20 protein-coding genes, 1 rRNA gene and 1 pseudogene are annotated in these 19,745 nt (G+C 61.4%); 13 read left to right on the forward strand and 9 right to left on the reverse strand.

The annotated features are described in order from the left end of the window. Position 1: 1 nt before the first annotated feature. The 5 genes from C442_RS15025 (at position 2) to C442_RS15045 (ending at position 4,161) form a co-directional block, all read left to right on the forward strand. Positions 2–730, forward strand: coding sequence for an adenine nucleotide alpha hydrolase family protein (locus tag C442_RS15025; protein WP_008311884.1), 729 nt, complete (start codon positions 2–4; stop codon positions 728–730). A gap of 440 nt (positions 731–1,170) precedes the next feature. After that, complete coding sequence (locus C442_RS15030; protein WP_008311885.1) at positions 1,171–1,848, forward strand: SCO family protein; 678 nt, start codon at positions 1,171–1,173, stop codon at positions 1,846–1,848. Continuing rightward, positions 1,845–2,372 (forward strand): TlpA family protein disulfide reductase, encoded by a 528-nt coding sequence (locus C442_RS15035; protein WP_008311886.1) that lies wholly within the window; start codon positions 1,845–1,847, stop codon positions 2,370–2,372. Before C442_RS15030 ends, C442_RS15035 begins: the two co-directional genes overlap by 4 nt. A gap of 1 nt (position 2,373) precedes the next feature. Then, on the forward strand, positions 2,374–3,033 hold the full coding sequence (locus C442_RS15040) for a cytochrome c biogenesis protein CcdA (RefSeq protein ID WP_008311887.1): 660 nt from the start codon (positions 2,374–2,376) through the stop codon (positions 3,031–3,033). Between the two features lie 117 nt (positions 3,034–3,150). Next, complete coding sequence (locus C442_RS15045) at positions 3,151–4,161, forward strand: hypothetical protein (RefSeq protein WP_008311889.1); 1,011 nt, start codon at positions 3,151–3,153, stop codon at positions 4,159–4,161. 205 nt (positions 4,162–4,366) lie between these two features. Here C442_RS15045 and C442_RS23100 read toward each other — a convergent pair. From C442_RS23100 to C442_RS15055, 3 genes and pseudogenes are all read right to left on the reverse strand, one after another. Next, a pseudogene (locus C442_RS23100) lies at positions 4,367–4,808 on the reverse strand (potassium transporter TrkG); the annotation flags it as partial. Positions 4,809–4,891: 83 nt separating this feature from the next. Beyond that, positions 4,892–5,014 (reverse strand): 5S ribosomal RNA (gene rrf, locus C442_RS15050). A gap of 213 nt (positions 5,015–5,227) precedes the next feature. After that, positions 5,228–6,553: a hypothetical protein gene (locus C442_RS15055; protein WP_008311893.1), complete on the reverse strand. Its 1,326-nt coding sequence runs from the start codon at positions 6,551–6,553 to the stop codon at positions 5,228–5,230. Positions 6,554–6,770: 217 nt separating this feature from the next. On the opposite strand from C442_RS15055, the gene C442_RS15060 reads away from it, so the two are divergent. The 5 genes from C442_RS15060 to C442_RS15080 all read left to right on the forward strand — a co-directional run bounded on the left by C442_RS15060 (position 6,771) and on the right by C442_RS15080 (position 11,001). After that, positions 6,771–7,520, forward strand: coding sequence for an ABC transporter ATP-binding protein (locus tag C442_RS15060; protein ID WP_008311897.1), 750 nt, complete (start codon positions 6,771–6,773; stop codon positions 7,518–7,520). Next, complete coding sequence (locus tag C442_RS15065) at positions 7,513–8,946, forward strand: hypothetical protein (protein ID WP_008311898.1); 1,434 nt, start codon at positions 7,513–7,515, stop codon at positions 8,944–8,946. The genes C442_RS15060 and C442_RS15065 overlap by 8 nt, the downstream gene beginning before the upstream one ends. A 168-nt stretch (positions 8,947–9,114) precedes the next feature. Further along, the gene (locus C442_RS15070; RefSeq protein WP_008311900.1) at positions 9,115–9,348 is read left to right on the forward strand and encodes a DUF2249 domain-containing protein; all 234 of its coding nucleotides are present in this window, start codon (positions 9,115–9,117) and stop codon (positions 9,346–9,348) included. 66 nt (positions 9,349–9,414) lie between these two features. Then, on the forward strand, positions 9,415–10,248 hold the full coding sequence (locus C442_RS15075) for a hypothetical protein (RefSeq protein ID WP_008311901.1): 834 nt from the start codon (positions 9,415–9,417) through the stop codon (positions 10,246–10,248). A 201-nt stretch (positions 10,249–10,449) separates the two neighbouring features. After that, complete coding sequence (locus C442_RS15080) at positions 10,450–11,001, forward strand: hypothetical protein (protein WP_008311902.1); 552 nt, start codon at positions 10,450–10,452, stop codon at positions 10,999–11,001. A gap of 8 nt (positions 11,002–11,009) precedes the next feature. Here C442_RS15080 and C442_RS15085 read toward each other — a convergent pair whose 3' ends face one another. After that, a complete protein-coding gene (locus C442_RS15085) occupies positions 11,010–11,513 on the reverse strand; it encodes a GbsR/MarR family transcriptional regulator (protein ID WP_008311903.1) in 504 nt (167 codons plus the stop codon). A 144-nt stretch (positions 11,514–11,657) separates the two neighbouring features. Between C442_RS15085 and C442_RS15090 the strand changes: the two genes are divergently transcribed. Both C442_RS15090 and C442_RS15095 read left to right on the forward strand, forming a co-directional pair. Beyond that, on the forward strand, positions 11,658–12,011 hold the full coding sequence (locus C442_RS15090) for an ArsR/SmtB family transcription factor (RefSeq protein ID WP_008311905.1): 354 nt from the start codon (positions 11,658–11,660) through the stop codon (positions 12,009–12,011). 119 nt (positions 12,012–12,130) lie between these two features. Continuing rightward, positions 12,131–13,006: a fructosamine kinase family protein gene (locus tag C442_RS15095; RefSeq protein WP_049943022.1), complete on the forward strand. Its 876-nt coding sequence runs from the start codon at positions 12,131–12,133 to the stop codon at positions 13,004–13,006. A gap of 42 nt (positions 13,007–13,048) precedes the next feature. Here C442_RS15095 and C442_RS15100 read toward each other — a convergent pair whose 3' ends face one another. The 5 genes from C442_RS15100 to C442_RS15120 form a co-directional block, all read right to left on the reverse strand. Beyond that, positions 13,049–14,428 carry a sugar porter family MFS transporter gene (locus C442_RS15100; protein ID WP_008311910.1) on the reverse strand — a complete coding sequence of 460 codons (1,380 nt, stop codon included), beginning with the start codon at positions 14,426–14,428 and terminating at the stop codon, positions 13,049–13,051. Positions 14,429–14,542: 114 nt separating this feature from the next. Continuing rightward, entirely contained in the window at positions 14,543–15,022 is a 480-nt protein-coding gene (locus C442_RS15105; RefSeq protein WP_008311912.1) for a universal stress protein, read from the reverse strand. A 158-nt stretch (positions 15,023–15,180) separates the two neighbouring features. Further along, the gene (locus C442_RS15110) at positions 15,181–16,380 is read right to left on the reverse strand and encodes an ABC transporter substrate-binding protein (protein WP_008311914.1); all 1,200 of its coding nucleotides are present in this window, start codon (positions 16,378–16,380) and stop codon (positions 15,181–15,183) included. Next, positions 16,377–17,567, reverse strand: coding sequence for an ABC transporter substrate-binding protein (locus C442_RS15115; protein WP_008311915.1), 1,191 nt, complete (start codon positions 17,565–17,567; stop codon positions 16,377–16,379). The genes C442_RS15110 and C442_RS15115 overlap by 4 nt, the downstream gene beginning before the upstream one ends. After that, positions 17,564–18,604: an ABC transporter substrate-binding protein gene (locus tag C442_RS15120; protein WP_049943023.1), complete on the reverse strand. Its 1,041-nt coding sequence runs from the start codon at positions 18,602–18,604 to the stop codon at positions 17,564–17,566. Before C442_RS15120 ends, C442_RS15115 begins: the two co-directional genes overlap by 4 nt. Before the next feature lie 598 nt (positions 18,605–19,202). On the opposite strand from C442_RS15120, the gene C442_RS15125 reads away from it, so the two are divergent. Further along, positions 19,203–19,676 carry an Lrp/AsnC family transcriptional regulator gene (locus tag C442_RS15125; RefSeq protein ID WP_008311919.1) on the forward strand — a complete coding sequence of 158 codons (474 nt, stop codon included), beginning with the start codon at positions 19,203–19,205 and terminating at the stop codon, positions 19,674–19,676. Positions 19,677–19,745 lie beyond the last annotated feature (69 nt).

Here is a 19,745-nt window from a genome sequence, read left to right on the forward strand (position 1 = left end):
TATGACGGACCGACCATCAATACTCGTTCCGCTCCGCGTGCTCGAAGGGGAATCGGTCCCCGAGGGTGTCCCCGAACTTCTCGCACACGCCCACGTTGTCCTGCTGGGGTATCACGTCATCCCGGAACAGACTGCTCCCGGACAGGCACGGATGCAGTTCGAGGACCGGGCCACGGAACGGCTCGATGACTACGAGGAGATGTTCGAGGAGGCCGGAGCCACTGTCGAGCGGCGGCTCGTGTTCACCCACGACGGCCAGAAGACCATCGACCGCATGATCGCTGAGCACGACTGCATGGCTGTCCTCGTTCCGAACGCGACGGGGCCGGTCGAAGACGTGCTGGTCCCAGTCCGCGGGGCCATCGGGGTTGACCGCCTCGCCCGTGTCGTCGCGAGTGTGTTCGGAGAGATGGACGCCGACGTGACGTTGTATCACGTTGCCGACGAAGACACGACGGACGACGACATCCAGACACTCCTCGGTGGAATGACGGACCGACTGGTGGAGTTCGGAATGGACCCGTCGACTATCGAAACACGGATCGACCGCGACCAGGATCCCCTCGACGCGATTGCAGACATAGCTGACTCGTTCGATACGGTCGTCATGGGTGAAACCGACCCGTCCCTGGCGACGTTCGTGTTCGGGATGCCTGCCGACCAGATCGCCGAGCGATTTCTCGGACCGGTGTTCGTGGTCCAGCGCGAACCCGCTCCGGAGGACGAGTAACTCAGCCAGTCGGCTGGGTGGTCGTTGGTGCATGATAGCCCTCCCGGGTTCAGTTCACTACCGACCACGGATAGACGCCTGCCACGCTCACGCTCCTGTCATCCCACGGTACAACGGGGACGACGTACTGCTTCAGTGGGAATCCGGAGACGCTGGCGACGGCACACAGCGAACGGCCAGACCCTTCAGGACGGACTGTGAACCATGGGTAGAGCGGGCCAGGCTGCAGGTGGTACACAGCCGCTTGTACGCTGTGATACATACTGCTAATACGAGGGCCGCCCCAGGCCTCCGGAGCCCGACCGGGTCCGGAAAACGTCTCTGTCACTGCGCTGTGGTCTTACCACTCTCACAGCCCGAAATAATGCGATAGCAGGCGAGAGAGGGTTTACGACAGTCACACCAGATTAGCCAAATATCCGAGGGCACAACTACTGCGTATGCGCCGACGGACGGTTCTCAAATCGACCGGTGCGGTTGGAACGATTGTTGGAGTCGCCGGGTGTCTCGGTGGTGGTCGCTTCGGGGATTCGAACCCCGATGTCGTCCTCGAAGAGCCCGACCGCGAGTTCGAGAGCAGCGACGTTCCGTATCCTGCGTGGGGCGAGCAGATTCCGGACGTGAGCGTCCCTGCGCCGGCCGAATCCACAGAGATTCGACTGCGCGACGTTGAAACCCCAGCCCTCCTCACGTTTTTTTACAGCCACTGCCAGACCGTGTGCCCCGTTCTCATCTCGACCCAGCGGAACATTCAGAGCCACGCACAGAACAACGGCTACGCTGATGCGGTCCGGTTCCTCCCGATGACCTTCGACCCCGCTCGTGACACTGCAGAACGACTCGGGGCGTACGCGGACGAGATGAACGTCGACGCCGAGAGCGAGAACTGGCAATTCCTTCGGCCAGCGTCGAAGCAGCGAGCCAAGGATGTCATACAGGAACAGTTCGGGGTTGTGTTCCAGCGAACCGAACCTGAGGACATGGATATGTACATGTTCACGCACACAGCACTGACGCTCCTGGTCAACGCTGATGGGTTCGTCGAGCGTGCCTACCGCTCGAAGTCGCCGGACGAAGAAACCATCATTTCCGACCTGAAGACGGTGAGAACCGCGTGAACCGCCGACAGGTCGTGGCGGCGATGGCAGGGCTCGGTCTCACCGGTGGGAGCCTGTGGGTTGCCCAGAACGGGCTGTCGGGTAGCCAGACCGGGAACACAGAACAGCTTCCGATCCGCGTGGAGACGCTAGATGCACACGGCTCGTCGGCGGGCGAGTCGGCTGTGCCGGCCCCGGGAACTGTCACGGTGATCGACCTCTTCGCTACGTGGTGTGCGCCCTGTGACGACCAACTCCGGATACTAAACGCGATGCAGTCCGAGTACGCTGACGTGTCGTTCGTCTCAGTGACGAACGAGCGGCCAAGCGAGACACTGACGAGGGCTGACATCAGCGAGTGGTGGAACCGGAACGGCGGGGCCTGGACTGTCGGCCTCGACCCCGACAGCGAGTTGCTGGCGGCACTCGGGGCGGACGGACTCCCGTACATCGCGATTACTGACGAGAGCGGGACCGTCCAGTTCGGCCACAGCGGACTCGCCGGGGAAGAGACGCTTCGAGACGAACTCGACGCACTGGTGTGAGATGACCGGAGTTGCCGTACTCGGGACACTCACGTTCGCCGCGGGCGCAGGCATCACGACGTTTTTCGCGCCGTGTGCGTTCCCGCTGCTCCCGGGGTATATCGGGTACTACATGAACGAGAGCGACCGAGATGTCGGTATGCTACCACCTGCCACCGCCGCTGCTGGTGGGGCACTCCTTGCGCTTCCCCTCGTCGCGCTGCTCGTCCTCGCACTCGGGCAGCCACTGAAAAACGCACTCCCGATGCTCGAACCGGTGATTGGACTCGGTCTGATCGCGTTCGGCGTCGCGATGCTCCTGAATCGCGAGCCCGAACTCCGCGTCCCGCTGCCGCAGCGACCGGCGTCGGTAACCGGATTCGGTGTGTTCGGGGCTGTGTACGCGGTCGCTGCGGCGGGCTGTGTCGTCCCGCTGTTCTTCGGTGTGGTGGCCCAGGCACTCGCGTTGCCAGCCCGGACAAGCGTTCTCGTACTGGCGGTGTACGCGCTCGGAGTCGCCCTTCCGCTTGTCGGAGTGACACTCCTTGCGGGTGTTGGCATCGGACTCTGGCGCACCGCGGGCACGCACCTGCAACGACTGCACCAGCTCGCAGCCGTCGTGATGATACTGGCCGGCGGCGGACAGATTTACCTCGCAGTGTTCGAACTCGGCGTGTTGTAGGTTCAATCGAGTGCTGACTGGCCCCTCTCCAGCGAGGACTCGTGTGGCATTCGCACGGGGATACGCAGATTTACACCACAAGCAATTTATCGACATATTAACTACTTCGGCACAGCAATGCGTTGTTCCCGCCGCCACGCCCTCCGACTCATCGGCGCGTCCGGGGTCATCACCGCGACCGCCGGTTGTCTCAATCCCGGCAGTCTCGACAACTACGCGCTCATCGCCAGTGAACAGGACCTCTCATCAATCGGACGGCCGTATCTCTGGCCCGACCCGACCACAATTGATGCGACCACCAGGGTCGATTTTACTACCGAGACGAAACAGCAGTATACGTCCGAGCTGTTTAACACCGGCAGTGTCACCGTCCAACAGTGGCCGCTCGTCGGACGAGACCGATGGGGCAAAGACACGCGACCACGCCCAACGTTCCTTCGACAGGACGGGATCTTTTATGAAGTCCAAATCAGCGAGGAACAGCATCTCGAACGAGAACGCTGGCATTTCGCAGTCACACGGACTGACGAGACACCGCCAGACGACGCCACGGTCGAACGCACCCCCTTCGACCGCTCAACACAGGACAAACGTGTCCTTGAAGCAGCGCTCGACGCGGTCTACGCGGGCAACGATGGGTTTCTCGGCGAGCCTCAATTCGAAAACCTGCAGACCGTCGAGTATCACCACCACCTTGACGCCGAAGCCAGTGAGCTCGTCCCGTCGCCGCCGTTCGATTACATCGAGTACGAAGACGAATACTTTCGGCCCGTCACAGAGCAGCGGACGGTAACCGTCCCAGAATGGACGTACACTCTCGACGAAATCACGAACAATCGCGAAGCGTTCCAGGAGTACGCACGAACGGCGATTCTGGAACTCGATCTGAGTTCACTCGACCTCTCGGAATCCGGTCGTGGCGTGATCGACGACGCGATCAGCGAGGAGCCTCGCCGCTACGAAGAGAGCGCACCGCCCTCCGACGAACTTGCGGAGGTTTTGGACGCGCTCGGCATCGCCGGTGACCTCCAGCCGATAGACAGCTACGACGACCGAGTCGACTTCCGGGGTGTCGTCGCCGAATACCAGGGCACAGTCTATCGGTTTAGTCTGATCGTAACACCCTGACTTGCGGTCGGCGGCTGAAACCCCTCGAGGTATTCACCCCATGTACCTGTGCAGCGAATCGCTCCTGTTCCAACACACCAGCCTCGACAGCACCTTCGACGAGAAGGTCGGGGTCGTCTGGAGAAAAGTCGGTGTGCGCTAGCGTTCTATTCCAGACCACGGCTTCAGATCAGCTATGATCGACACCCGAAACGCAAAACAGCAATCACCCGCGTCGGTACAGATCGAGTCGCTGTAGGACCGACCCGATCAGTACGGCGATGGGGATGATTTCGAGTCGGCTGACCAACATATTGAGTGTCAGCATGGCCTTCGCAGTGTCGGGCATCGCTGGCCCAGTGATGCCACTGCTGAGGCCGACGTTGCTCTGTGAGCTCATCACATCGAAAATGACGTATTCGAGTGGGTGAGCCGGTGAGAGAACGCGGAGTAGGACCGCAACACCGATGACGAGCCGTAATCCAGAGGATGAACACGACCGTCGCTTCGGTGTACTCGCGCTGTGCCTGTTCTTCGCTGAGCCGGCGTTCGCCGATCTGCAAGTACTTGATAGCGGTTGGCGGGCGGAACACGTCCCGTATCTACCAGACAGTACCCTTGACTAATGTTACCACGCAGATGAGTTTGAGGCCGCTGACTGTCGACCCCTGCGATCTTTTACACGTCTCCGGGACGAAAGACGACTACAGCGAAGTTGCGTCGCTCGTCAGTTCGTATGAATAGATATGAATGGTGGCGGCGAACCGGATTTCCCAGAGGCTCGCGCACTCCAGTACTCGCCGGAACGCTGGTGGGCTTATCTTCCGTGTTCGGGATGGGTACGGGAGGCAACCCCACCGCTGTGGCCGCCTACACAGGTTTTCCGGCAGCCACACTTATAAGAGTAGCTACTTGGAGGCGCTGTCGAAAAATGTTCCAGCATCCCAACCATAATACAAGATAGCACGGTCTGTCCGGTCGAACAAATCAGGGCACGGCTACAGTCCTGCCTACGTGACACGTCTATGTCAGTCTATTCGGGTCGAACCGAGGATAGTCCTTGCAACGACCCCAGCCAGCGAACTGGTCACAAGTCAGACGGTGGACTACCGAGCGAGACGCCGGCAAGGAAAATCGGCAGGCCGACGATAGCAACGGCGGCGGCGCTGGCTGTGACGACTGGGATGAAAAGCACGCCCAGTCCGAACGGCGTAGGCAGCACCGGGAGTACCGGTAGCATCGACAGTACGAACCCGATAGCGGCCGTTTTCATCGCTAGCCGACGGTTCCCGTGGCCGACTGCGTACCCGGCCGGGAGAAGCACGAACGCGGGTCCAAGAACTAACAGCGCCGACACCGGGGGCGTGAATCCGTCAGCGACGACCATCGGCGCTACCGCTATCGTCGCTCCCAGCGCGATGCCCGCTCCGACTACTGCACCGCCAACGACCGCACGATAGCTCGCACGCTCACGGACACGCCGCTGTGAAAGTGCGATTCCACACACGAACAGCGCAGTGCCACCACCGAACAGCGGTGCCGCTATCCCACCTAACCGCAAAACGCCCGTCGCTCCAAGCAGCGACAGGGCAGTCGCGAGCGCGCCGAAACCGGCGAATGCGACGCCCGCGGAGTCCCGGACTCGTTTGAAGTCCCAATCGAGCCAGGAGACCCCTCCGGCGGCAGCGCCGATCAAGAGGGTAAACACCGCTGCGGGGAGCGTGATGTATGCGAGCGCCTTCACCGCCATCACGGGACCGAGAAGTGTTCCGACCGCGAGGAGACTCAACACCGGCCCAAAGGCCGTGTCACGGGGGACGAACGTCACGACACGCCCGTCGTTCAGTTCGGTCATCGTCATCCGCTGGCCGTCGTCCGAGACGGTCGCGCCGTCGATGGCCCGCCCGACGCGCATCCCATCAGGGGCAATGACGACAAGCCGGTCGGCACCGAGGCCGTCGAGGTTTCGATACCCGTAAGCTTCAGTAAACTCGCCAGTGCGGACCGCCCCGCCGACAGACCCCTCGGCGAAGTCGGTCTCACGGTAGCGCAGCGTTATGACGCCGTCGCCGGAGACGTTCGCGCTCAGAAGCTCGGTGTCCCACATCGCTCTGTCGGCGATAGCGGTCCGGAGGCTCTCGTTCGCCCGGAGACGTGCAACTCCATCTGAGTTAGACAGGCGGTTGTGGACGACCCACGTTGCGCTTCCGTTATCGGTGACGGCGACGGTTGCGTTGCTGTGGGTGACAGTGACCGAGACGCCGTGGGATTCGGCCGTCGATTCGAACGACTCGCCACAGGCGTCACACAGCGGCCGCGGCGGGGGTGCTGCCCCGGCGGGCATGGCGGCGGCAAGGAGCGGTGCACAGACCAGACAGAGGAGGGCGAGATGGCGGAGTCGGCGCGGGACCATATAACATATCTATCCTGTCATGTGTTAAGAGCCTTCGATTACTCAAACAACAGTTACACCAACACGGACGACGGGTGACTCTTCGACCAATACCGCTCTGACAATTGTACCGCCTTTTAGATGTACGTCTCGGCGAAACCATTGGTAGATTATCTGAGATGCTCTTATTCAGTATAACAGCTTATACCGACAGAACCACGATGGTAGGCAGAACGCCGTGACAGCAATCGAGATCGAGTCGCTCAGGAAGTCGTACGGCGACGTGACCGCGATAGCGGACCTCTCGCTCAGTATCGACGACGGTGAGTTCTTCGGGTTGCTTGGTCCCAATGGCGCTGGCAAGACCACGACAATGGAAATACTCACCGGGCAGCTTAGTCCGGACGGTGGACAGGCGGCGGTACTCGGTGTCGACCCAGCGACGCAGCCAACAGCGGTCCGTGAACGGGCGGGAATCCTCCCGGAGAAGGAGTCACCGCCGAGTTTCATGACGCCGCGCGAGTACTTCGACTTCGTCGGTGCTATCCGGGGTATGCCCGACCAGGCGGTGACCGAGCAGACCGAGTCGTGGGCCGACCGCCTCGGCTTTACCGCCAAACTCGACACGCTGTCCTCGGACCTTTCGCGGGGCCAACAGCAGAAAGTGATGATCGCCGGCGCGTTCTTCCACGAACCGGACGTCGTGTTCATCGACGAACCGCTGGCGAACCTCGACCCGATCGTTCAGGAGCGGGTCAAGCGATTCCTGCGTTCGTATCGGGACGCCGGCAACACGATCGTCGTCACCACGCACGACGTAGACGTCGCCGCCGAACTCTGTTCGCGGGTCGGCATCATGTACGGCGGCGACCTCGTCGCCGACGTCCGTCCGGCGGAACTCGACGCCGACGTGACGCTCCTCGACGTGTTTCTGGACAACGTCGACGCAACAGTGGACCGGGGAGCCAACCCGCTGACACATGAGTGACGGACGGGCGCGCAGGGTGTTCGTCGAGATGCTCCGCGAGGAGTGGCGACTCCACAGCCGGCTCTTCGGCGGCAGTCACTTCTCCCTGTTTCCGGTGTTCGTCTGCCTGCTCGTTGGCGGCGCAGCCAAGCTTCTCGCTGTTACCGGGACCGAACCGAAAACCGTGTTCGCCGGGCTCCACGCACTGGTGTTCGTCTTCGGTCTCCACACGGGGTCTCTCGGATTTGTGGGACGGGATGCCCTCCGGAACCTTCTCGGTGACGTGACGCTGCTGGTGTTCTCTGCCCGCACGCTCCCGCTGTCACAGAACACGCTGCTGGGGCTGTTCGTCGTCAAGGACAGTGTCTACTACGCAGTGCTGTTTCTGCTGCCGATCTCTCTGGGAACGGTGCTTGCAGTCCACGGCGTCGCCGGGCCTCTCCTCGTCGCTGCGACTGTCTCCCTCCTGTGGACGACCCTGGCACTGACGTTCGTCCTCGGGATGGGTACGACGATTGCGGCCCTCGGTCTCGCCGGCCGCGGCGTTCCCGGTCTGGCGCTACTTGCGGCCCCACTCGTCGGAGTCGGTGCAGCGCTGTCCAGCGGTGTCGATGTCGTCTCCTACACCCCCTACGGCCTGTTTCTCGCTCAGACTCCCCTGCGGGTCGGCGTGACAGCGACCGTCATCCTCGGCGTCTTTCTGCTCGGGGCTCTCACCTTTGACGCGACCGCGCCTCGCTCTGCTCGAACAGTCGAACCGGCCTTCCGCCGGTGGTGGCGGCGGATCGGTGACCCAGTCGCAACGAAGAGCCTGCTCGACATCCACCGGAGCGCAGGCGGGTTCGGGAAGGTCCTCTTCTCGGCGGCGGTGCTGTTTGGTGTCACCGCCGCGCTGGTCGATTTCGCCGGCCAGATAACGGGCGTGCCACCGTCGACCGGAATCTCGTTCGGTGCGATTCTCGGGCTCTCGGGATTTACGACGTATAACTGGCTCACGCAATCCGATGACGTTACCCTGTACTTCGCCCATCCCCTCTCTGTGAACGCCGTTTTCGCGGGGAAGTTCCGGGCGTTCCTCCTGCTCGGCCCGCTGGTCGGACTCGCGTTCTACGGACTCGCACTGGCCTGGCGTGGCGGGCCGGTCGCCGAGGCGGTCGTCGGGGCCGTCCTGCTCGTCGGTGTCGCCTGCTACATCTTCGGCACCACCGTGTACCTCACCGGCCTCTCTCCGAACGAGTTCCTCTTCGACACGGCCCTGTTCGCTGTTTTCGGCGCGGCAATGGTCCTCCCGCTGGTCCCGATCCTCATCGCCGGGTTCGCCATCTCACCGCTGTCCGGGCCCCTGCTTGCCGCGCTCGGTGGGTCTGGTGGCGTCCTGGGCGCGATCGGCGTCGGCCTTTACCGTCGGTCGTTACCGAAGTGGTCGACGCGGTATCAGCAGGCCTGAACTGCAAAAGCAGCCGTCCGTGACGACGAATAGGACACAATCAACCGGAATGTATCGGTAACGCGGTCGACGTAACCGAATGCGGGCCCCGTGGTATCGCTGTCGGAGTCCTGCTCTGAATATATTCGCACAAAGGCTCTCTACGGCAGCTAGCGACAGATAGATCGCATGGCAGCACAGCAACTCGATCTCCGAGAGATTCCACCGCCGAAGCGTCATCCGAAAATCTTCGATGCGTTCGAGGAACTGGACAGCGGAGAGGCACTGACGATAGTCAACGACCACGAGCCGACGCCTCTTTATCACCAGATGGCTGCGGAGCGACAATCGTTCGACGCCGAGAACTACACTGTCGACCGCATCGGTCCGAACGAGTTCATCGCGACCCTCCCGAAGAAGTAGCGACAAACTCGGAGTCTAAGTCCCGGTTTCCGAATAGCTTTTATCGGGCAGTACTGGTACTTGGATATGGACCGCCGTACCGCGAGGCTACTGAACGGCGTGCTAGCGTTATGCTGTCTCGCGCTTGCCTTCGCCGCTGTGTATCCATTCAGTACTGCGAGCCCACACGCGGAAAATCCGGTTGACGAACGGTTTACCGTCCCCGAGTCCGACGAATACCGGGCGTCGGGAGCGATTGTCGCGGACAGTGAGACAGCGCTCGAATTCGAGGGCGCTGTGACCGCTGACGGCGGCCGCTACCTGTTCATTGACGAGGGTGATGTCCGAACCGAACAGTATCAGGCGTCGCCGAGCGACCCGGTCTACAGTCGTATCGTCGTCGACGACGGCGGCAGCACCGACCGCCGGCGAGAGCAGATCCAGAGCGATACTGATCGGGAACTCCTCCGGGAAACCCGGACTGACGGGGCCGTCACGTTCATCGTCAAGCAGGAGTCAGAGGATGTGGCGGACGATGTCTCGGGAGCGGCGTCGGTAGTCGTCAGGAGCCTGTACATCGTCGAATACGAACGGGAGGCCGACACCGCTCAGGCAGCGACCGCCTACAGGCCGAAAAACGGCTGGTACGAGGGGAGGGAAACGTACCACGTCACCGGGGCTACGGGGACAGTGCGAACAGTCGGTGACACGACTGACGTTCGCTCCGCGACAGTTACGTGGGACCTGACGAAGTCCGTGGGGACGTATGCAGAACTCGCCCTGGGCAGATTGGCAGGGAAAGCACCGGAAACATACGACCTCTCCTTCGAGTTCGAATCGGGTGAGACGACAGTGAATCGGCCGTCGTGGGTCACCGACGCCCGTACTGAACGTAGCGGACAGTCACAGGACGCGTCGTAACGGCAGGGCTGTCGTGTACGGTCTGTATGGAGCCGCCAGCCCTCGGCGACCCGTTAAGAGTGAAGACTAAGCGCTGTAGAGACTGGGCTACAGGCAGTAGAGTAGAAAACTGCGGTCGGCTTCCTCTCCACGGGCTGAAAGTGCCACGTTCGCCGCGTGTATGGTCGGTTTTATTTTCTTCCCCGCGAACCATCGGGCAGAATGGCATCCTACGTCGCGTTTGACCCCGCCGTCGAAATCAACGGGCAAACGGTACTTACGATAGTCGAAGAGGCGATGGGGAAGTTCTCAGACGAGTACCGGGAACGGGCGCTAACGGCGCTCGATGCGGAGGGAATCACCGACCCGGCGGCCGACGAGTGGTACCCACAACAGGCCTGGCTGAACGCGTTCGAGACGATTGCCGACGACCTGCAACCGCACGTCCTCGACCGGCTCGGCGAACAGATCCCGCGTGTCGCTGACTGGCCGAACGATTTCGACTCTGTTCCGGCGGGGCTCCAGTCGATAGACGAGGCCTACCAGCGCAATCACCGTGGCGGGGACATCGGGCACTACCGCTTCGAATCCGTTGGCGAGCGGACCGGCGAGGTGACGTGTGAGAACCCGTATCCGTGCCCGTTCGACCGTGGCCTCATCCGGGGTGTCGCCCAGCAATACGCGCCGGTCGGCGCGTTCGTGTTCATCGAAGAAACGGGTGAGACGTGTCGTCGGAACGGTGACGATACGTGCACGTACACCGTCTATTGGTAACGCGGTGACTACCGCTCGTAGGTCTCGAGCGCCTCGCGGAGTTCGGCGGCGGAGTACTCCGACGCGAGCTGTACGATCTCCTCCAGGTCTTCGTACGTCTCACGGAGATTTCGAACGCGCTCCTGCTCGCGAGTCTCTGCCAGCACCTGCTCTTCCGCCCGGCGGATGGTCCTGAGCGTCGTCTGGACTTCCCGTTGGATGTACTGCTGGAACACGTCCTGCAGGATGAACCAGACCTCACGTTCGGCCTCGAAACGGACTCGCCTGCCGCCCCCCTCAGACGACCTGCGGTGGATGAGCCCGATACGCGATAGCGTCCGCGTGACGTTACTCACGGTCGATTTCGCGTAGCCCGTTTCTTCGACGAGCTCCGGGATGGAGAGCGGGTCCGATGCGAAGTACAGCACGCCGTAGATGCGCCCGGCGCTTCGGCTGAGGCCGTACACCTCGGCCGACTGCTCCATCGATTCGATGACGCGTTCGCGTGCGACCGCGCTGTCGTCATCACTCATGCATCCGAACTGGCTGCCCTGTTTGCCGCGTGTCCTGCTGCGTCATACCTCTGGCTATTGATTCCGTAAGTATTAAATTGTTTGATTGGTTTGTTCGGATTGAGCCGAACAAACAGAAGCGAACGGCAATACCCTCTACAATCCATGGCAAGCGTCTTCCCCCACCACCCGCCGGTTGACTATGCACCCCGAGAGCAGACGAACGTCGTAGTCAACGGTACCGAACCGACCGACGTCCTTCAGATCCTCTCGTCCGAGGCCGCGCAGGAGATACTGGGGGCGGTCGGGGACGAACCGCGGACCGCGTCGGATATCGCGGACGCAGTCGACCGCTCGCTCCAGAGCGTCTCCTATCACCTCGACCGTCTCTGTGAAGCTGACCTTATCGAACCCGCCGAAACGTGGTACTCGGAGAAGGGGACGGAGATGACAGTGTACGCCCTCGCCACGGAACGACTCGTCGTACAGTTCGGTGACAGCGCTGACCGGTCCGTGTAGCGTCACCAGCCGTTTCGAGCACTGCCCCTTCCCGGGAGTTTGCAGTCATGAACGGCTTCGTTTTGGCTGTCGAGGCAGAAGACAAACAGACCTATTGGACCCCTTCTCGTACGCCGACTATGGACGACGGGACGGGCGCGGAACAGCTGACGGCGACAGTGCGACAGCGTGTTTCGAGCGCACTGGACGCCGACGCTCAAAGCGCGACGGCACTCGACGGCGGGGAAGTCGGGTCGGTCTACCGTGTGTCGTTTCGCGACCGTCCTGACGTGGCGGTGAAAGTCGACGACTCGCCGCTCGGAATCGAGGCGGCAATGCTTCAGTACCTCGACCGTGACACGCCGCTTCCCGTTCCGGACGTCCTCCACGTCGAACCGGAACTGCTCGTGCTGTCGTTCGTCCGCGGAGACGGCCGATTCGGTGAACGGGCCGAACGCGACCTCGCGCGCCACGTCGCGTCTCTCCACGACGTCTCGGCTGACGCGTTCGGCTTTCCGTTCGATACCCTTTCGGGGCCGTTCAGCCAGTCGAACCCGTGGACCGAGTCGTGGATCGACTTCTTCCGCGAGCGACGACTACTCCCGTTCGCAAGGGCTGCACGGGACGCTGGGGCCCTGCCAGCCACCGAGTTCGACCGGGTGCAGCGACTGGTGGAAACGCTCGATACTCGCCTCGTCGAGCCGGCCACGCCGTCGCTGTTGCACGGCGACATCCACCCTGGAAACGCTGTCGTAGCTGACGGAACTGTTCGGGCCGTCCTCGACCCAGCGATATATTTCGGCCATGCTGAAGTGGACCTGGCGTACGTCGACCGACTGGACTCGATCGGCGCTGCGTTCTACGATGAGTACCGCCGCCACCGAGATCTCTCCGAGCGGTACTTCGAAGAACGGCGCGACGTGTATATCGCCTTCCACGCGCTGGAGAACGTCCGGTTTTTCGGCGAAGACGGTCTCCCGAGGCTCGACAACGCGTTGGACCGCCTCGGGGTGTAAAAACTGAGAGCGGTGGATTCGCCCGCCGTTCCGATGGCCGACTCAGTCAGCCAGCGAGATGTTCTGCCGGAGGTCGTCTTCGATTGCCTCCAGCGTCCGGCCCTTGGTTTCGGGGACGTAGCGGTAGACGAACAACAGCCCTAGGAGGCTGCAGAGGCCAAACAGCCAGAACGTCGCTGAGGTTCCGACGCCGTCAGTCAGGACGGGGAAGGTCAGCGACACGAGGAGATTCGCACCCCAGTTGGCGACGGTGACGACACCCATCGCCGACCCGCGAACGGAAAGCGGGTATATCTCAGAGATCAGGAGCCAGAAGACCGGGCCGAGACCGATTGCGAAGAAGGACACGAACAGCATCAGACTGATCGTGGCGATGACGCCGAGGCCCCCGCCGAGACCGGGAAGGTAGAACACAGTACCGAGGACGGCGAGCGTCGCGACCATCCCACCGACACCGACGAGGAGCAGTCGACGCCGACCGACACGGTCGACGAGCAGGATCGCCACGACGGTCATCACTACGTTGATGGTCCCGATGCCGACTGTGGCAAGGATCGAAGCCACATTTCCTAGGCCGGTGGATTCGAGAATGGTTGGGGCGTAGTAAATGACCGCGTTGATACCGGTAATCTGCTGGAATACGGCGAGACCCAGTCCGACAACGAGCGCTGGACGGAGCCACGGAGCCAGCAGGTCCCGAACGCCGGTTTCGGACTGTGTCTCGACGGTCTCCTCGATCTCGCCGAGTTCCTCCTCGACGCCGCCGGACCGCGTCCGCTTGAGGACGGCTCTGGCTTCGTCTTTTCGCCCGTGTTCGAACAGCCAGCGTGGACTTTCGGGCATTTTCAGGATGCCGATGGCCAGCACGACGGCCGGGACCATCCCGGCACCGAGCATCCACCGCCACGCGCCCGCGTCGGCGAACGCGTAGTTGACGAAATACGAGAGGAGGATTCCGGTGGTCACCATGAGCTGATTGAGCGAGGTGAGCCCGCCGCGAATCCTGGGCGGCGCGATTTCGGAGATGTACAGCGGGCCGACAATCGACGCGAAACCGATAGCGACGCCGTCGATAAGCCGACCGGCGACGAGGACGGGGACAGTCGGCGCGACTGCCATCGTGAACGACCCGACGAAGAACACGATGGCCGCGATGAGGATGAGGCGGCGGCGACCGAGGCGGTCGGCTAACTGGCCGCCGACGGCCGCACCGGCCGCGGCCCCGGCCATCGCACCACTGACGATGATCCCCTCGACGAGCGGCGACATGACGAACGAGTCCTGGATGAACAGGAACGCGCCCGAGATGATCCCGGTGTCGAACCCGAACAACAGTCCGTTCAGCGCGGCTAACGCGGAGACGACGTAGACGAACCGGTCGCCGTCACCGCGGAGGACGTTTCGTATGGTGGCTGTGGACATCTGTGTAAAAATGAACTCGAATCTGTGTAAAAGTCTTTCCAAGTCTTTTCGCACCACGGTGAAGCCACTGGGGGCGGGCGGCGTCGGGCAAGGCCCGGAGCGCAGTCTGCCCGGTCATCGGTCGCGAACGAACGTAACCGGGCACGGAGCGTTCAACATCACCTCCTGAGCCGTGCTCCCGAAGATAGCCTTCCCCGCCGGAGAGCGCTGCCGCCCGCCGACAATCACGCGGTCGGCGGACACGTCTCTCGCGATCGAAACGATACCCTCCCCACTCGTCCCAGTCGTCGCGCGGGGGATAGTCGTCAGCGACTCGGCTTCTAGCTCGTCGATGATGTCCTGTGTGACCGACATCTGTGCGGCCAGCTCGTCCGGGTCGATGTTTTCGTCCGGCGTTTCGAGCAGTTGCTCTACCGCCTCCCGGTACGAGTCCGGATCGAACACATGTGCGATAATTACTGTCGCGTCTGTCGGCACCGTGACTTCAGTAACGGCGTCGACGAGCGTGTCGACGCGGGCGTCGTCGCGGCTACCGATCGCGAGTAGCACGGTTTCGAGGCCGCGCGAATCGGTCGCTGCTGTCACTTCAGTCATCAGCACTGAGCTTCGCTGCCGGGGTAAAAAGAAGCTGCTATGAGTTTACTATAATTATAGTAATTATTTATATTCAGCTATATGACCCGCTTCCACCGCGACGGGGACATCCAGCCACTCCTATGAGAGCGGGTGTCGCGGTGGCACGGACCTGTCTCTCACTCGGCAACTCCTTCTGTAATAATCCTCGCGAGGCGTTCTCGGTCGAACAACTGCGCCTCTGTGAACGTCTCGGGGAAGTAGCACTTCGCGTACCGTTCGATCATGAATAGGTTGTGCAACGGGCCGGTGTAGATCGGACCGCCGCGAAACACCCTGTCGTTCTGGACGGCCCTCAACCGGCTGCCCACTTCGTGCTCTTTCATATGGGCGAGCACTGAGTTCTCGAACTCCTCACGGGTCTTCCCCTCGCGATGGTATCGCAGAAGGAGTGAGTCTGGATCTATCTCCAGCAACGCTTCGTAATCGAGCGACTCCGAGCCGGAGTACCCCTCGATTGCGGTGTCCGAGAACGCGTCGGCAATTCCGAGCGTTTGGAAGTGTTCCTTGTTGGCCCCGTTCCCGCTGATCCGATACGGCGTGAACGCTTCCGGCTCCTCGCCGGCGAACATGAGCGCGGCGTTCGGTCGCTCCTCTGGTGCCGGGAGCCGAGCCTGCACCGTTTCGGTTAGCTCGTCGTGGATTGAACGGATCGCCTCGAAGCGCGTCCGTTCCTGAACCATCTCAGCCACCTTCTCGAAAGCCTCGTACAGGCTGTAGTACCGGTAGTTGTGCCAGTCGTCAGTCTGTCGGAAAACGAGGTTTCCGATAAACGGAGCGACGTTCTCCCGGACTTCCGTGAGGTCGGACTGTTCCCATGCTTTGAGCCAGTGTGTCAGTGCGTGCGGATCGATGAGATGCAGATCCGCGTCCATCTCGTAGAACGCCTCCTTCGAGACGCCGTCGCTCCAGAGCTGTGTGAGGGCGTCGAGGTCTATAGACACTCCATCGAGTTCCTCGTAGTGCAGCGTCTTGTACCGTCCACGGTACCAGATTGATTGTACTGCGTCGCCGTGACCGAGCGCGACCAGCATATCGATGTAGTCCGCGGTGAAGGGGGCGATTGTCTCGGGCACAGTTTCGAACTCGACGGTTCCGACTGGCTCCATCGTCACCGAATACGTTCCGTCGGAAGTCGCTGGCCCGGTAGCGCTCGGTTCGGTATCCGTGGTCCTGTCGCCGGTCCCGGCTTCCGAAGATTCCTGACTGCTGTTGCCCGAACATCCGGCGAGTAGTCCACCGAGGGCGAGTGTACCACCGCCTTTCACGACTTCTCTCCGCGTCGGTCGTTCGAACGTTGCTCCGTCCGGGCCACTCATTCGAACTCACCCGTGACGATATCGGCGATTCGCTGCCGGTCGAAGAGTTTGGTGTCGGAGGTCACGTCGCCGAAGATATCGGGATAGAGTTGTTGGGCCGCCCGTTCGGTCAGGAAGAAATTGTGAATCGGACCCTGCCGGAGGTAGCCACCGCGATACACGCGTCCGTTCTGTACCGCGGTCAGTTGGCTCCCGACGTTGTGGTCCTGCATGAACTGCAGGACGGTCTCCCGGAACTCGGTCGCAGATTTTCGCTCGTGGCCGCGGACGAGGATAACGTCTGGGTCGACTGAGAGAAGGGTTTCGTAGTCGTACTCGCCCCGGTTGGTTGTGCTGAGGTTCTCGATATCGGTTCCGGCAAGCGCGTCGGTGACGCCGAGATCACGCCACTGCTTCTTGCTCGTGCCGTTGTCGTTCAGCCGATAGGGCGAGAACGACTCCGGCTCGTCGGTGCCCTCGAACGTAAGGAGGACGTTCGGACGCTCATCAACTGGCGGGAGCTGACTCTGCAGGTCCGCGATGTAGTCGTCGTGTAGTTGTCTGAACGCCTTGTATCGAGCCTGTTCTTGGAAGACCTCGGCGACCTTTTCGAAGGCCTGATACAGGGTGTAGTACCGGTAGTCGTGCCACTCGTCGGAGCGACGGAAGATCAGATTCCCCATGAACGGAGCGACGTTTTCGGCGATTTCGTCGACGTCCGACTGCGACCAGTCGAACCAGTTGACGAGCATCTCTGGGTCATAGAGGTGTACGTCGCTGTCGAGTTCGTAAAACTCCTCTTTCGTTCGGACCTCCGGATTCGCGTCAATCGTCTCCTGGTCGACGGACACACCGGGAAGCTCGTCGTAGACGTACGTGTAGTAGCGGTCCGCCCCGCCGATACCTGTGAGGCCATCGGCTTGTCCGAGTGCCACGCCCATATCGGCGTAAGTGCCACCGTAAGGGAGCCACCGCTCGGGAACCGTCTGGAACGTAACGTCGCCCACTGGCTCCATATTGACGGTGTATGATTCAGTCTCAGTCGCTGTTGGGGTCCCGGTTGTCTCCGTTGGCTCAGTCGCAGTGGAGTCCGTGGCGGAGTTGCTCGAACACCCGGCGAGCAAACTGCCGCCCGCGATCAGCCCGGCACCCTTGATATAATCTCTGCGTGTCGGCTGTTCAAGCGTCGTTCTATCGGGGTCAGTCACTGTCCCTCACCCGTGATTATGTCAGCGACGCGCTGGCGGTCGAACAGCTGTTCCTCGACGGGGAGTTCGGGGTATGGCTCGCCGTCGACGTAGCCCGGCCACTCGCCGAACTGGTCGGGGTACAGTTGTTTCGCTGTCATTTCTGTCTGGAACAGATTCAGGATCGGACCCTGCCGACGGGCACCCTGAGCGTATATCCGCCCCTCTTGGACGGCAGTCATCTTTCTCAGTACCTCGTCGTCTGCCAGTTGTGACCGAATGTCGTCGAGGTTGTGGTACCCCGTCATCGGCCCGAGGACGAGCAACACGTCCGGGTCGGCGTCGAGAAGCAGTTCGGAGTCGAGCGTGATATTCCGCCCGTCGTCGCCGTACTCGTCACCGACGGCGTCGGCTAACGCATCGGTAGCACCCAGCGGGCGGGTGTGGGCAGCGTAGTAGCCCGGGTGGTTCATTTTGTACCCCCATATTTTCTCGTCGGATGTGGAGAACAGGACCAGAGCCGCACTCGGCCGCTCCTGTTCCGGGGGCAGGCCCGCTCTGATAGTCTGCAGCATCGATTCGCGGACCGATGTGAGTGCCTCGTACCGGTCGCTCTCGCGAAACACCTGCGCGATCTTTCCGAAGATTTCCCAGAGCGTGTAGTATTCGTACGCATCGGCCCAGCCTGATGGCGGTTTCTGATGAGTGCCGCTGAGCGTGTTCCCGAACCACGGGCCGACGTTCGAGCCTATCTCTTCGAGGCTACTGTCGTCCCATCCCTCGGCCGTGGCAACCTTCGCTGGGTCCGCTATATGGACATCGCTATCGAGTTCGTACAGTTTCTCTTTGGTCGGCGGCCACGAGGAGTATAGCCCATCCCAGTCGACCGTGACGCCGTCGAGTCGGTGGAGGAACTTCTGATACAGCGACTTGCGGTATTCGGGCGCGTGCATCGCGTTGATCGCGTCGCCTCGCCCAAGCGCGACCAGCATGTCTACGTGGTGGCCCAGTATCGTGAACACACTCTGGGGGACCGTTTCGAACTCGACGGTTCCCATTGGCGACATTGTAACCGAGTATCTCCCGTCCTCCGACGTTGATTCGTTCGACGAGCCTGACTCACTTCCCGTACTCTTCTCGGCCGGAGTTGATTCGGGTCCGGACTGACCTGCACAGCCCGCCAGCAAGCCCCCGCTCACCACCGCGCCGCTGTACTTCATGTAGTCACGTCTCGTTGGACCTTCGTGATTCGTATCATCTCTCGACATAATGATTAGGCCTGCCTAAAAATATATAACTGCTTCGGAATTTAGGCACACCTTAAAACGGGGCGTTGTCATGGATTCCGAACTGCTGTTCAGTAGTGCGTCTACTGGGAGATATCGCTGTAACTTGTCTTCTGCTTCTATACGACACCGAATCAGTAGCCCACATACGCTTCAGATTCACGACGCCGGCTTCCACCGAGCTGTTTGTGTTACAGCCACGCCTGTCTATCGGCATCGAAATTCCCTACTGTTATGCCGGAATCATGGATGGGCATCGAATCGCGACTGTATCGGGAGCAGCTGAAACCTCTCGGCTATGGCTGGTAGCGACAACAGCGGATCGTGGGAACGTACAACAGTAAAGTGTCCTTGCTGTAGACACACTGGTATGGCTGACGAGGAAATCGACGACGTGGACAGAGCGATTCTGTACGCATTACAGGAGGATGCTCGAAACATGTCGTCCGGGGACATCGCAGAGCGAACCGATACGTCCGACAGCACCGTCCGCAAGCGCATCAACCATCTCGAGGCCAGCGAGGTCATCAAAGGCTACAGCGCTGACGTCGACTATCAGCAGGCGGGCTATCCGCTCCGAATGCTGCTCTACTGCACTGCGTCGATTCCCGAACGAGGCGATTTAATCCCCGAAATCCTCGATATAGACGGTGTGGTGTCGGTACAGGAACTGGTCACCGGGGAGGAGAACCTCCTCGTGACGGCTGTCGGTGAATCGGATAGCGATATCACGCCGGTCGCGCAGGCACTTCTCGATATGGGCCTGACGGTGGCCGACGAAGTACTCGTCCGGAGCCACGAGACGACGCCCTTCGGTAAGTTCGATTCCGAGAACGAGAGGTAGCTGCGGACGGAACTGCTGTCGCACGGTCGTGTCCCGGACACCTGCGTACCCGTGACTACACGGCGGGAC

The sequence above is a fragment of the Haloarcula amylolytica JCM 13557 genome (genome assembly GCF_000336615.1).
GTDB classification, from domain to species: domain Archaea; phylum Halobacteriota; class Halobacteria; order Halobacteriales; family Haloarculaceae; genus Haloarcula; species Haloarcula amylolytica.